This is a genomic window from Neobacillus sp. GCM10023253 (genome assembly GCF_042653105.1).
GTDB classification, from domain to species: Bacteria; Bacillota; Bacilli; order Bacillales; family Cytobacillaceae; genus Neobacillus; species Neobacillus citreus.
This window is the reverse complement of sequence record NZ_JBHSHV010000015.1, coordinates 128508-141061: the sequence shown is the minus strand read 5'-3', so window position 1 is coordinate 141061 and position 12554 is coordinate 128508. Positions and strand designations below refer to the sequence as shown.

At 44.8% G+C, this 12554-nt stretch carries 12 protein-coding genes; 1 reads left to right on the top strand and 11 read right to left on the bottom strand.

What is annotated here, in order from left to right:
• Nucleotides 1-181 precede the first annotated feature (181 nt).
• A complete protein-coding gene (locus ACFPA1_RS19280; protein ID WP_378584980.1) occupies nt 182-841 on the top strand; it encodes a DsbA family oxidoreductase in 660 nt (219 codons plus the stop codon).
• A gap of 93 nt (nt 842-934) precedes the next feature.
• On the opposite strand, the gene ACFPA1_RS19275 is transcribed toward ACFPA1_RS19280, so the two are convergent.
• The 11 genes from ACFPA1_RS19275 to ACFPA1_RS19225 all read right to left on the bottom strand — a co-directional run bounded on the left by ACFPA1_RS19275 (nt 935) and on the right by ACFPA1_RS19225 (nt 12328).
• Entirely contained in the window at nt 935-1168 is a 234-nt protein-coding gene (locus ACFPA1_RS19275) for a hypothetical protein (protein WP_213145460.1), read from the bottom strand.
• 65 nt (nt 1169-1233) lie between these two features.
• The gene (locus ACFPA1_RS19270) at nt 1234-2328 is read right to left on the bottom strand and encodes a threonine aldolase family protein (protein ID WP_378584823.1); all 1095 of its coding nucleotides are present in this window, start codon (nt 2326-2328) and stop codon (nt 1234-1236) included.
• Between the two features lie 53 nt (nt 2329-2381).
• Nucleotides 2382-3395, bottom strand: coding sequence for a hypothetical protein (locus ACFPA1_RS19265; RefSeq protein ID WP_213145458.1), 1014 nt, complete (start codon nt 3393-3395; stop codon nt 2382-2384).
• Nucleotides 3392-4264, bottom strand: a complete 873-nt coding sequence (locus tag ACFPA1_RS19260) for an ABC transporter permease subunit (RefSeq protein WP_213145457.1) — start codon at nt 4262-4264, stop codon at nt 3392-3394. The genes ACFPA1_RS19265 and ACFPA1_RS19260 overlap by 4 nt, the downstream gene beginning before the upstream one ends.
• Before the next feature lie 176 nt (nt 4265-4440).
• Nucleotides 4441-4881 carry a MaoC/PaaZ C-terminal domain-containing protein gene (locus tag ACFPA1_RS19255; protein WP_213145456.1) on the bottom strand — a complete coding sequence of 147 codons (441 nt, stop codon included), beginning with the start codon at nt 4879-4881 and terminating at the stop codon, nt 4441-4443.
• Between the two features lie 5 nt (nt 4882-4886).
• Entirely contained in the window at nt 4887-6413 is a 1527-nt protein-coding gene (locus ACFPA1_RS19250; RefSeq protein WP_378584820.1) for an acyl-CoA synthetase, read from the bottom strand.
• Between the two features lie 23 nt (nt 6414-6436).
• Nucleotides 6437-7975 carry an acyl-CoA carboxylase subunit beta gene (locus tag ACFPA1_RS19245; protein WP_378584818.1) on the bottom strand — a complete coding sequence of 513 codons (1539 nt, stop codon included), beginning with the start codon at nt 7973-7975 and terminating at the stop codon, nt 6437-6439.
• Between the two features lie 46 nt (nt 7976-8021).
• Entirely contained in the window at nt 8022-9209 is a 1188-nt protein-coding gene (locus ACFPA1_RS19240) for an acyl-CoA dehydrogenase family protein (protein ID WP_378584816.1), read from the bottom strand.
• 245 nt (nt 9210-9454) lie between these two features.
• The gene (locus ACFPA1_RS19235; protein ID WP_213145452.1) at nt 9455-10603 is read right to left on the bottom strand and encodes an acyl-CoA dehydrogenase family protein; all 1149 of its coding nucleotides are present in this window, start codon (nt 10601-10603) and stop codon (nt 9455-9457) included.
• Between the two features lie 12 nt (nt 10604-10615).
• The gene (locus ACFPA1_RS19230; protein ID WP_378584814.1) at nt 10616-10960 is read right to left on the bottom strand and encodes a hypothetical protein; all 345 of its coding nucleotides are present in this window, start codon (nt 10958-10960) and stop codon (nt 10616-10618) included.
• Nucleotides 10961-10963: 3 nt separating this feature from the next.
• Nucleotides 10964-12328: an acyclic terpene utilization AtuA family protein gene (locus tag ACFPA1_RS19225; RefSeq protein WP_378584812.1), complete on the bottom strand. Its 1365-nt coding sequence runs from the start codon at nt 12326-12328 to the stop codon at nt 10964-10966.
• Nucleotides 12329-12554 lie beyond the last annotated feature (226 nt).

Below are 12554 nucleotides of genomic sequence, written 5' to 3'. Positions count from 1 at the left end.
CTTATTTTGCGTTCTTTCATGAAGGCTATGCTAATTAGGTAATGCCTCAGCACTTCCCTACAAGCGGCATTTTTGCATCCCAATTTGGGAACTGATATAGTTTTATTACATTATGTTAAATTTGGAGGTATATCGCATGTTAATAGAAATGTGGACTGACTTCGCTTGACCATTTTGCTATATTGGCAAAAAGCGTCTGGAGGACGCTATTCAGAAGGTAAATTTCCCTGTCGAGGTTGTATACCGCTGCTTTGAACTCGATCCAACATCGAAGCGGGATGTAGACTATAATATTTATGAAGCTTTATCAAAAAAATATGGCATGAGCGTGGAGCAAGCCAAAGCCAATAGCCGTAACTTAGAAAAAATGGCTGCTGAGGTTGGATTAGAGTTTAACTTTGACACACAAATTCTAACCAACACTTTTGATGCTCACAGATTAGTGATGTTCGCCAACAAACAAGGCCTCATGCATGAAATGACCGACCGCATCCTGCGTGCTTATTTTACAGAGGGAAAACATATCGGGGATCATACTACACTCGTGCAGCTGGCGGAGGAAGTTGGTTTTAACGGCGAATCTGTTAAAGAAATGCTATCCAGCACTGACATGAGCGGGGAAGTCCGCGAAGACGAAGGTCTCGCTGCGCAATACGGCATCCGCAGCATCCCATTTTTCATATTAAACAAAAAATACTCGCTTACTGGGGCCCAGCCGACCGAAACATTTATCCAAGCTTTGAATCAGATTAAAGCAGAAGAATCAGCCATTACGGATTTGGGTGACCAGGACGGCGGTCTAAGCTGTGACGAGAACGGGTGCGAAATTCCTAAAAAATAGATCCATGAAAAATTAAGGTCCGAAGCCATTTTGGTTTCGGACCTTAGTTTTTTCTAATATTCCGGAAATGTAATGGATGATTCCATCATTCATTTAATCGTTAAAATCCGAAGCATCATTGTAATCATAACGGAATCCATCTTTTTGAGCGGACCTGTTTTCGGTTAAATTACTGACGGCGTTACTTGCGGCGTCTACTGTTTTCATAGCTGCATTCTCGGTTGCTTCTAAAGCATTGTGCACTGTTTCAAATGCGGACCCTGCCGTATTTTTAATACTTTGGGAAATGCTATTATCATTATGTTGATTATTTCTTTGATTTGCCAATCTAATCACCTCCTAAACAAACTTAGGATATGTTAGAAAGGTTTTATTATTCAGTCTTTAAAAGTTCAAGTCTTATCAGAATTTGCCCTCATTCTTGCATCCAATAATTTAAAAGCATCCGTTAATTTTTCATGAGGAAGTTTCTCGTACAAATCCCCAATACTAACTTCAAAATAACTGATCGTCTCCGTCACTTCTCTTACATAGCTTGATAACCCCACATCGGCATCCTTACAGATTTCCGTTAATATCAGCTCCATCACTTCTTTTGGGGCATCGAAATGGACGTGAAACATATTTGAAACCGGCACTTCCGGCTTAGTGGAGACGCCATAACACTGATTATAAAATCCAGCGAGCTCTTTTGCTTCCTCATAATACTGCTTCATTTTCCCAATCCGTTTTTCAAAATAATAATCGGCACTCAGATAATACGGATAAAGACTGATTAGATCCCCGCCATGGCGTCTTTTCCACACCTTGGATTTCTCAATAAAGTCATTATCACCTGCCAGAACCGCACCAGCAATCCCGCCAATTCCTTTGTAAAAAGAAATATACACACTGTCGAAAAAGCTGCAAATTTCCGCAGCGTTTTTTTCATAATAAGGAAGAATTTCAAACAGTCGTGCCCCGTCCAAATGCAGCATGATTCCTTTTTCTTTGCAATAAGCAGAAATCGCCTCGAGTGTTTGATAGTCAGGCAGCAGCCCGCCTATTTCCCTTTGTGGCAATTCCAAAAGTACACAAGCAACCTCTTCCTTCATGCCTGTTACATCTTCAAATTCGATGACTCTAGTTTTATCTGCTAACAAAACGGATTCAATCTGATGGAGCTCCTTTAATCCGTCATCTTCATGCACCTCTATATGGCACAACGGATGGTAGGCGACCTTTTTTAAGCCTTTTTCATCACACCAAATTCGCATCGTGATTTGCTGCGCCATTGTCCCGCTTGGAAAAAATACCGCAGCCTCTTTTCCCAAAACAGACGCCATTTTTTCCTGGAAGTCCTCTATCAACTTCCCCTTCCCATACATTTCACTTTCAAGCTGTCCATCAAGGTTTTCAAAGGCTTCCTTGAAAACTTGGATTTTTCTAGGACCATGGCCGTTCACTTGAAATGGAGTTTCTTTATATGCATCCTGCAATCTATTCATATTTCCTGCTCCCTTTGTGATGAACTAAAGATTCAACTTCATTATACATTTATCTACGAACCTAAACTCTTTTTTTCTTTGACAAAAACAAACTGCTCCGGAGCCTGGTTACCTGTCTTACGAACCGATGTTTGAACTAGTGTCTTCTTTTGTTTCATATACGATATACCTGCTATATTTTCTTCCAGTTCTTTTTTGATCATATTGACAATCTGGATAATCACGAAGAATCCTAAAATAGTGAACGAAATGGTCCAGGGATACTGGATGAAATCATATAAACTTTGTCCAATTAAACCTGCCCACTCATTTGACACGGATGCAGGTTTCGGCGGCGGATCATCATACCCTACAATTCCACCAACCGTTTGGCCCCCTAGATAAAGGCCGAAGATACCTAGATGCATGGTTACCTGTAAAGTAGTTAATAATTGTTGAACCGTAAATAGAATGCCATAGGAGCGAAAATAAGGGAAGAAATGTCTTTTTAAAATATGATACCTGCCCGCTCCCATCAACAAAGAAGTTGTAATGAACGATTTGGTTTTTAACTCCTCAATCAAGTCAGTCGTAAATACTAAAACTGATGGAATGCCTAGCAATATCAGCATCAGAATTTGATAGGTAACGACAGTGGATAGCGGCCTTTCAATATGGGCCATGACTGGCATCATCAATACTATCCCTAGAAAAGTAGCCGGAACAAATCGAAAGACAGTAAAAATATCAATGACATATTTTTTTAACCATGGTGCCCAAAGTGAGATAAAAACGCCTAAAAGTCCACCGATGATTACTCTAAGGAAAGCCACACCAATGGCTGTGATTAAAGTGAATTTTGCCGCATATAGCAAAAGCAATAACAGATCTTGGCCATTCCGGTCTGTTCCGAAAATATGCTCTGCAGAAGGCGGAAACGGGGCACGACCTATGACCTTTCCCGCTTCGTTGACAATCAGGCCATTTTTATCAAAATCGGCCGGTCCATACAACGGGTATAGGAAACTTGCGATGAGCAGAAGAAGCAGAATTGCTGAGCCGATGGTGGTTTTTCGGAAACCTCTCATATGCTTGCACTCTCCTTTCTGTTTACAGCTTTGATAGCAAATAGACTAAGCACCTCAATCACTAAAAGCGGCAAAATAAATAACAGCAGACAGATGACTAGTCCAAGGAAACTGCCGCCTCTCATGACGATCAATTGAAGGATTCCTGTTAACCCTGGAAGGGTAAACAGGAATTCAATTAAAAATATATTAGAGAGAATGACCCAAATACTCGTTCTTAATTGCAAAATAAATAACGGAAAAGTGTTGCGAAGCATATGTACAATCAGAATTCTTAATGAACTAAGCCCTTTTGCCCTGCTATATTGAACATAATCCTTTACCTTCTCTTCCTCCAGTACCTTTATGATAAACTGAGCAAACAGCATCGCTGGAAGAAAGGAAACCGTGACAACAGGGACCACATAAGGTCTTGCACCAAATACTCCGTAAAGCTGCAAAAACTTCAAACCCGTTTCTCTATATAGCGTAATAACAAAGAACTGAATGATAAAAATAACCATTAAATCAGGAACGCCTTCAAAAAAGTTAATTCCGCGCTTTATAAATCCACCGATTTTTTTCGGCATTATATGGACAAACATGGCAGCCAACAGTCCAAATACAATAACAGCTACCAGCGATGAAGCGAATATTGAAATGGTATAAGCATAACCTTCCGGCAGACTTTGCTCATTAAACAGGTCTATGTAACTTGTGTCTCCAAACTGAATTAATTGTTGAATATTCTCTTGCACATACTTCCAAAAAGTATCCGGGTGTAACGTTAAGGTGTTACCAATTCCAATTAACGATGGCAGATTAAAGACAAAAAGAAACCCGAAAACCATCAAAACCAGCCGAACCGGCCACTCTATTAACCTTTTCAATCCATCACCTCTAGCTTGGGCTATACACTGCCCGCTTTTTCTGCATAAATATGCTCCAAAGTAATTAGACGTAAATAGATGCAGTTTCGTTTACAAAATTTTGAAATTTTTTAAAAAAACATAAAAAAACTGGGAATTTCTATTCCCAGCACGTTGTTCCTATTCTCTTGGTATTTCTATACAGGCTGCCTTTTATTAATCAAGGCTTTCGAAATTCCGACAATGCATTGTTCGCCGGTTTGTTTGACGACCGACTGTTTGACTGTGACGACACCGGTGCCATTCCCTTTATCCTGGAGATCGATGACTTCTAGTTCGACATGGATGGTATCGTGAATAAAGACAGGCTGGATAAAGCGCAGTTTATCAATGCCGTAATTTGCCACCACGATTTTCGGATCCATCTTTGTTAAACCCACCGCAAACGACAGCACCAGCATTCCATGGGCAATTCTTTGCTTAAAAATTGTATTTTTTGCATATTCAATATCCGTATGAAGCGGATAATAGTCTCCTGTCAGGGCGGAAAACATGACAAGATCTGTTTCCGTAATCGTCCTACCACGTGACTCCCACTTTTCACCTAGTTCAAAATGATCAAAGTATTTATCGTACACCTATATCACCCTTTCGAATTGTTTTGCCTTAAGACGGTTTTTAATATTTTTCCGGTCGCATTACGAGGCAGTGCCTCGACAATTTCCAGCTGCTTCGGAATTTTAAAGCGAGCAATTTTTCCATCAAGGAATTGTATCAAGTCTGTGACTGTTAACGTTTGGCTGTGATCCTTTAAGGCGACCACCGCTTTTATCGATTCGCCCCATTTTTCGTCCGGATATCCAATAATTGCGGCCTCGCAGATATTCGGATGCCGGTACAGAACCTGCTCAATTTCAATTGGATATACGTTCTCCCCGCCGGTAATGATCATGTCCTTCTTGCGGTCGACAATATAAATAAACCCATCCTCATCAAATTTGGCTAAGTCGCCTGTGTAGAACCAGCCGTTTCGAATCGCCTCTTTCGTTTCGTCCGGTTTATTCCAATAGCCAACCATCACATTCGGACCATTCACAATCAGCTCTCCCACCTCGCCTGGCCGCACATCCCGGTCAAGCGGGTCGACTATGCGAACTGTGGTGTGCATTGGTTCTTTCCCGACCGAGCCATTCTTGCGGATGGTATTCTCTTTATCTAGAATACTGACAAACGGAGCCGTTTCCGTCAGCCCAAATCCCTCATAAAACGGAATTCCCCGTTTTTGGAAAAATTCAATCACGGTAATCGGACAAGGCGCCCCGCCGGAAACGGCGAATTGAAGCGACGAAATATCGTAGGCATCAAAATTAGGAACACTCATTAACGCCTGCCACATCGCCGGGACTAGGAATAAGGTGGTTACCTGTTCATCATTGATTTTTTGTAAAATTCTCACCGGGTCAAAACCATCAATTAAAATATTTGCGCCACCCTTATAGATTAGCGGCAACGTAAACACGCTCATACCGCCAATATGGAACAGCGGCGCCGCGGCAAGCGTCGTATCAGAATAATCAACAGGGGTATTGTGGATGAAGTTAATAGCATTCCATTGGGTATTACCGTGGCTTAACATTGCCCCTTTCGGCCTGCCGGTTGTGCCAGACGTGTACATCATTAAATGGATGTCATCGATCCCAATCTCAAAGCCAGGCTCAACCGGTGACGCTTCCTCCAGCAACTTTTCATAAAGCAAATCATCATAATGCGGTTGGTTCCCGACGTGGATGTATTCAAGCAAACTGGATTTCATCATTCGCAGCTGATCTACCAGCGGCCTCATCCGGCTGTCATAAATAAAATGATAGGCCCTTGAATCATTGACAATATAATGGACTTCTTCGGCACTTAAACGGAAGTTGATGGGCACAAAGATAGCGCCAATTTTCGCGCAGGCAAACACCGCTTCGAGCATTTCATTCGTGTTAAGAAGCAGGGCATCGACCCGATCGCCCTTCCTTACCCCTAAGGAAAGAAGGGCATTAGCCAGCCGATTGACCCGTTCATTAAATTCTAAGTACGTAAACCGTTTTTCGTTATAGACAAGCGCCAGTCTATCCGGACGGACCTTACAATGTTTCACAAGCCAATTTCCGATTCCCTGAACCATACCCAACACCCCTAATCTTTTTCCTAACTTAAAATGGTTGAATGCTTTTTCGCCGGAAGCGGGAAATCTTTGTTTTCGAATGTTTCATAGCGGTGGATCAGCTCCTGGCGCAATTCACTTGGGACAACCAAATCGTCTACGACCAGCTCGCCTGATAGCTTGATAATGTCGTAGCTTGCCCGGTATTCCTCTCGCAGCTTTTGCACTAGGGCTGCCCTCTCTTCCGGGTCGGCCACGGCTTTTATTTTGTTATAGTAAACGGCGTTGACCGCTGCTTCAGGACCCATGATGGCAATTTCCGCGGACGGCAGGGCAATCGTCGTATCCGGTTCATAGGCCGGACCTGCCATCGCATAAATCCCCGCGCCATAAGCCTTCCGGACAATCACGCACATTTTCGGAACATTGGCCGCAGAGCTTGCGAAAATAAAGTTCCGGCCTTTGCGAAGAATTCCTTCCTGCTCTACCTTTGTGCCGACCATGAACCCAGGGGTATCACATAAATACAGAAGCGGAATGTTGTAGGCATCACAAGTCCAGACAAATTTAGCACCTTTATCCGATGACTCTGGAAAAATGGCTCCCCCCTTATGAAGTGGCTGATTAGCAACAATTCCAACCGTTTTCCCGTTCAAGCGGGCAAAACCGGTCACCAGCTCCTTTGCATAATTGGCTTTGACTTCAAGGAAGCTGTCACCGTCAACAATCGATTCGATTAATTTCCGGACATCGTAGGCGCGGTTTGGTTCGACAGGAATAATATTGTCTATTTCGGCTGGATTTCGTGTTGGTTCCTTAGCCGGAAATTCCTGCAGCTTTCCGTCAAAATGATCAGGCAGGTAGCTTAGTAGTTTCTTAACAAGCTCGGCTGCTTTTTCTTCAGATTTCGCGATAAAGTCAGCCGACCCGCTTTTGGTTGTGTGCATTGTGGCTCCGCCCAGTTCCTCGACATCCACCTGCTGTCCTGTCGCCATTTGTACCATTCTTGGCGAAGCAATCGCCATTCCAGAAATTTTGTCGACCATGATGACAAAGTCGGAAAAAACCGGCATATAGGCGGTCCCTGCAAAGCATGGACCGTAAAGCACAGCAATCTGCGGGACACGTCCGGACAGCATGCTGTGGTTATACCAAATCTTCCCGCCTGAATACTTCTCTACATGGTAGCCGCCGGCTTCGTCAATTCTTCCTCCTGAGGAATCAATCATATAGACAATCGGCCGTCTGCCGCGAATCGCTGCCTCTTGAATCCGCAGGATTTTCTCGCCATGGAATTTGCCGATGGAGCCAGCCTTAACGGTATAGTCGCTGGCCATGAAAAATACAAGCCGGTCATTGATTTTGCCTGTGCCCGTTACTACCCCGTCCGCAGGTAACTTTTCCTTTGTGGCGTTGGCAAACAGACCGGTTTCATAATAGGGCTGTTCATCGTCAAAATAGAGCCTAAGCCGATCCCGGACAAACAGTTTTCCTATCTTCTTTATTTTGTCGTGGTCAGGTCCTCCCTGATAAATGCGTTCACGTTCCGCGAGGATTTTTCGTTCACGTTCCAAGGTCAGCACTCCTTTGGTAGTTTTTGAGATTGCAAGCTTAGATTTGGATTGGTTTTTAAGACTTCGGGCCCTTATTCGCAGGGACTTCCACAGGTGTGAGGATCCCCAGCTGTTTGGTAAGTATTTCATTCATGATTTGTGTCGTGCCGCCGCCTATAGTTTGAATTCTGGCATCACGCCACAACCGCTGAATCGGGTATTCCATCATATACCCATTGCCACCATGAATTTGCACCGCTTGGTCGCAAACACGATTCACCATTTCGCTGGCAACTGCCTTTGCCATTGTCGCTTCCGTGACACAGTTTTTCCCTTGACTGTACAAGTAAAGAGCCCGGTAAGTAAGGTTCCTAGCTTTTTCAATATCGACAGCCATGTCGACCATCTTGTGGCGCAGCACCTGAAACTCTGAGAGTGGCTTGTTGAATTGGATTCTTTCCTTACTGTAATGGACCGTTAGCTCGAGCGCCTTCTCGGCTGCGCCGATGCAGCCCAACGCAAGAATCAGCCGCTCATACTGAAAATTTTTCATTATATAAACGAAGCCTTCATTCTCCTCACCAATCAGGTTTTCTTTCGGCACGATGACATTGTCGAAAAAAAGTTCCCCGGTATCTGAAGAGCGCCATCCTAATTTTTTCAGGCTTTTTCCAACCGAATAACCATCTGAATTAGTCTCAACAATAAATAAACTTATATTGCGATGCTGCGGCCCTTCCTTTGTCTTCGCGGCAACAATCACATAATCTGCGTTTACGCCATTCGTAATGAAGGTCTTCGAACCATTCAGGACATAATAGTCGCCATCTTTTTTAGCAGTCGTTTTAATGGCGGCCACATCGGACCCGCCACCTGGCTCGGTTACCGCCAGTGCTGAGATGGCCTCCCCTTTAATCCCTGGTACGAGGTACTTCTGCTTTTGTTCGTGATTCCCGTAACGCCAAATATTGGTCATGGCAATGGTTGTATGTGAACCAATCGCCGCACCGACCCCGCCTGCCCCGCCTCTTGCGAGTTCTTCTGTAAAAACAGCTTCCATGACAACATCAAGACCACTGCCGCCATACTCCTCCGGAAACTTAATCCCAAGAAAGCCCATCTCCCCCATTCGTTTATATAAGCTTCTCGGAGTCTGCCCGTCTTTTTCCCATTGCTCAATATTGGGAGTTATTTCTTTTTCCACAAAGGAGCGAACCGTTTTCCGAAACATGTCATGTTCGTCCGTAAAAATCCAGTAACCCATCGTACCCCTCCTTTTCCTTCTTTTAGGCTGGTTCTTTCATTGGTATCCGCCGAATTGGGAGACTAATCCGCCAAAATTGTAAATGTATTGAAGCCAATTCCAGAGACTTATCCGCCGAAACTCTACGAATTTCCGCTAAATATTAATAGTTATCCGCCAAACCCTATTTCATGACCGATTTTCCTTCTAAAAATCAGGTAATATTTCTTTAATCAGCCCACCCAAACCCTCTAAAGTTACCTTTTTTATAACCCCATCTGCTTCGCAATAATCTCCTTCATAATTTCATCCGTGCCGCCGCCAATTCTCGGCAGCCTGCTGTCCCTCCAAGCACGTTCGATCGGATATTCCGACATATAGCCATTTCCGCCAAAGATTTGCAGTGCGCGGTCCGCGACCCAATGCGACATCTGTGCGGCTGCCAATTTTGTCATCGAGATTTCTTTGGACGGCACCTCACCTTTTGAGAACCGGTAGGCAGTCGCATAGGTCAATTCCTTACATGCCTCAATTTGCGTTTTCATTTCGGCAAGCAGGTGGGCTATGACCTGGAAATTGCCGATTGGCTGGTTGAAGGCAATTCTTGTTTTGGCATAGTTAAGCGCCATTTCATAGGAATGTTCAGCACCACCGATAGCGCCAGCCGCGCCAACCATGCGCTCACCCTGCAACTGCCACATGATTTGATAAAAGCCCTTACCCTCTTCCCCCAGCAGGTTTTCATGAGGAACACGGACATTATCGAAAATCAGCTCTGCTGTATCAGAAGAACGCATTCCGACCTTGTCGAGCTTTTTCCCGACAGAGAAACCAGGACGATTCGTCTCCACTAAGAACAACGTTATTCCCTTCGGACCCGGATCATCAGATGTTCTCGTAACGAGAGTGATGAAATCTGCCCGCGTCCCATTGGTAATGAAGGTTTTCGCCCCATTAATGACCCATTCGTCGCCTTCTCTTCTGGCCCGCGTTTGAATCCCCATGACATCCGAGCCGTTGTTCGGTTCGGTAATCCCGATGGCCGCAATCTTTTCCCCTCTCAGAGCCGGTTTGAGGAAGCGTTCATGCTGGTCCTTAGTTCCAAACTTATAAATCGGCGGCGTGGCCATATCAGTTTGGACAGCTATTGCCATCGGAACACCGCCGCAGCCACATTTATTCAATTCCTCCGCCAGGACAATTCCGGAAAAATAATCACCGCCTTGGCCGCCAACCTCTTCAGGATAATGCAAACCAAGAAGCCCCAGTTCCCCCATTCTCGTAAAGACGGAGCGTGGAAATTCCCCCTGTTCCTCCCATTCATCCACATACGGCGCAATTTCATTTTCTACAAATTTACGAATCATTTTTCGAAGCTGGTCATGTTCTTCCGTAAAATATGGTTCATATGGCATCACTTGTTCACCTCATTTTCTTAGTTCTGCTAATAAAGAATCATCCACTTCTAATTCGAGCCGCATCATATTCGCACCAAAGCACTTGCCGAGATTATCCAGCCTTAATGAGGCTGAACCGCCTCCCTCTAATGCCTCCTTGCAAACAAAATTAAGCGCAAGAATGTTTGGCAGTTCGTAGCGGGCCACTTCTCCCTCCACAAGTCCTATAAAATGCTCTTTCACCCGCTCAGTAGTTAGTTTTTCTAAAAAAATTTGATAGATGGCCGGGTTCGGGGCAAACACACCGATATTCACCATGTTTCCTTTATCCCCGGAACGAGTTTGTGCGATGTCTCTCAGCTTGACGATGGCCATTATTCACACCTCCTGCAGTTCAACTTTCACAAGATTTTCAACCTCACTCCGTGGAATCAGTGTCGACCACATCCCGAGTAACGCCCGTGGAGAAGAGTTGCCCGTAAAACCGCTCATCGATGGAGGACCATTCAATGCCAGCGGCGGGAAGAGTCTGCTAAAACGTGCCGCTTCCTGTTTCGTCTTTGCTTTGACCGCCATCCGTAAATACACCTCATTTAATTCCTGCTCAGGTTCAAAAGCGAGAGGACCACTTAAGGAGTTGTATCCAAGGAAATCTGTGCGAACTTCCTCATAGTTCCACCGGTACCTCTCCAGCTGCGTGCGAATGATTTCATCCACCTTTTTTGCTTTTCGTAAGGCATCTGGCCAAGCAAACCCGACAACTACTTGCGCGGCAAAGCCGTTTTCATAACCCATGACGACCTTTAATGTATCTGTCCGCGGTTTACCTCTCACCCCTGTCACCGTCACCTGATTCAGCCCGCTATTTTCCAAATGAACGCCGGTTAGATCGACGATGACGTCTGGGGTAATATAGGCAGACGGATCGTGAATTTCGTAAAGCATCTGTTCTTTTACCGTATCAACCGTGACTAGGCCTCCTTGTTCCTCAACCTTACTTATGGTAAAGTCACCATTTTCCGATACCTCGGCAATCGGGTAGCCCATTCGATCAAAGCCTTCGATATCCTGCCAATTGCCGCTGAAATTCCCGCCTGTTGATTGCGCCGAACACTCGAGCAAATGCCCCATAAAAATCCCGCTTGCAAGCTTATCCCACTCGTCTTCTTTCCAATCATATTCATAGATTAACGGCGCTAAAAACTGAGCGGTATCCGTCGTCCGTCCAGTAACAACGATATCTGCGCCGGCCCGTAATGCTTCGACAATCGGCTTGGCACCGATATAGGCGTTGGCAAACTCCAATCTGTCTTTAACCTTTTCGATTGCCTCACCAGTTTCGAGATGATTGAGAGAATACCCCTTTTCAAGAAACTCAGGGATTCGGTCCAATACATTGTCTCCAGTCACGACCGCGACTTTTAAACCGCTCATCCCCATTTCTCTAGCTACTCTTAAAATTTCCTGTTGAGCGCCAAGCGGGTTGATGCCGCCGCCATTCGTTAACAGCTTAATACCCTTTTCCTTTACAAATGGAAGCAGCGCCTTCATTTGCAGCGGCAAATCCTTGGTGAAGCCGGCCTGCTCATTTTTTCGTTTATCCTTAACGAGGATGGCCATCGTCAGCTCAGCCAGGGCGTCGAAACAAAGATATTGCACATTCCCTTTTGCCGCGGTTGCAACAGCCGCTTCGATGCTGTCCCCATAAAAACCCTGGGCAGCCCCAATTCGTACCCTTTTCATGACAAATTCCTCCTTTCAGTAGTCGGTGCTCAGCTTTTTTTGATATAAATTACATTACATCAGCAAATTTCGGGGTTCTATCGGCGGATTTTGCCGTGCTATCGGCGAATTTCACCTATCAATCAGCGAATCTCAGCTTGCTATCGGCGAATTCTACCATTCTATTGGCGAATTTCTCCGTTCAATTGGCGAATTTTACGATTCTATTGGCGATTCCCACCATTCT

Excerpts from the sequence above, each read along its gene's own strand:
- ACFPA1_RS19270 (WP_378584823.1), bottom strand. The coding sequence starts at position 2,328 with ATGAATAGATTGCAGGATGCATATAAAGAAACTCCATTTCAAGTGAAC.
- ACFPA1_RS19265 (WP_213145458.1), bottom strand. The coding sequence starts at position 3,395 with ATGAGAGGTTTCCGAAAAACCACCATCGGCTCAGCAATTCTGCTTCTT.
- ACFPA1_RS19250 (WP_378584820.1), bottom strand. The coding sequence starts at position 6,413 with ATGGTTCAGGGAATCGGAAATTGGCTTGTGAAACATTGTAAGGTCCGT.
- ACFPA1_RS19240 (WP_378584816.1), bottom strand. The coding sequence starts at position 9,209 with ATGGGTTACTGGATTTTTACGGACGAACATGACATGTTTCGGAAAACG.
- ACFPA1_RS19235 (WP_213145452.1), bottom strand. The coding sequence starts at position 10,603 with ATGCCATATGAACCATATTTTACGGAAGAACATGACCAGCTTCGAAAA.
- ACFPA1_RS19230 (WP_378584814.1), bottom strand. The coding sequence starts at position 10,960 with ATGGCCATCGTCAAGCTGAGAGACATCGCACAAACTCGTTCCGGGGAT.
- ACFPA1_RS19225 (WP_378584812.1), bottom strand. The coding sequence starts at position 12,328 with ATGAAAAGGGTACGAATTGGGGCTGCCCAGGGTTTTTATGGGGACAGC.